This is a genomic window from Streptomyces boluensis (assembly GCF_009908195.1).
In the GTDB taxonomy this organism is placed as follows: Bacteria; Actinomycetota; Actinomycetes; order Streptomycetales; family Streptomycetaceae; genus Streptomyces; species Streptomyces boluensis.
Genome location: NZ_JAAAHS010000756.1, coordinates 1 through 882, shown reverse-complemented (window position 1 = coordinate 882; position 882 = coordinate 1). Strand labels below are relative to the sequence as shown.

The following is an 882-nucleotide window of genomic DNA, read 5'->3' as shown; positions in this document are numbered from 1 at the left end:
GCCGGGAACATGACCTCCTCCCCCGACTCCCCCACCTCTCCCGACTCCCCCGCACTCGTCCTCGCCGTGCACGGAAGTGCCGTACCCGAGGCGGCCGCGACCGTGGGGCGGCTGTGTGCGGCCGTCGAGGCGACGGGTGAAGTGCGGCCGGTCGTCGGGCACTTGGATGTGCAGCGGCCCTCGCTCGGGCAGGTGCTCGACGCGCTCGCGGAGGCGGGTCGCGGCCGCGCCGTGGTCGTACCGCTGCTGCTCGGCGACGGCTTCCACCGCACCGTCGACATCCCCGCGGAGCTGGCCGCACCCCGGCGGCTGAGCTGCGCGTTCACCGCGGGCCTGAGCGGGGAGCGGGAGGTGGCGCTGGCCCTGTACGGCAGGTTGCGGCAGGCCGAGGGCCGGGCGGGCGGCCGGGCCGACGCGGTGGTCCTGGCCACCGCGGGCTCGTCACGACCGGGCGGCAACGAGGGGGCGCGTACGGCGGCCGCCCAACTCCGCGCTCTGCTGGGCGCGGAGCGGGGCGCGGTGCCGGTGCCGGTGCCGGTGCTGCCCGCGTACTGCTCGTCGACCGGGCCGACCGTGCCGGAGGCCGTGGAGCGGCTGCGCGCCTCGGGCCACCGCAGGGTCGCCATCGCCACGCACCTGCTCGCGCCCGGCCGCTTCACCCAGGCGCTCGACCACGCCGGCGCCTGGACGGTCGCCGCCCCGCTGGCGGACCACCCGCGCACGGCCCGTGTCGTACTGCGCCGCTACCGGGCGCTTCGAGCGGCTGCGCCCGGGGCGACGGAAGCCGTCAAAGCTACCGAAGCCGCCTGACCGTCAACTCGGTTGGCTCATATGGTGCGTCCATGGACTCCTCCACCCCCACGCCGACCGACTCCTCCGACT

The 882-nt window shown here is 76.5% G+C and carries 1 protein-coding gene; it reads left to right on the top strand.

The genetic code is table 11. The features are described from left to right. Window positions 1–810: sirohydrochlorin chelatase (locus tag GUY60_RS37945; RefSeq protein WP_223178787.1), on the top strand; the 810-nt coding region annotated here is incomplete at its 5' end. Window positions 811–882: the final 72 nt, after the last annotated feature.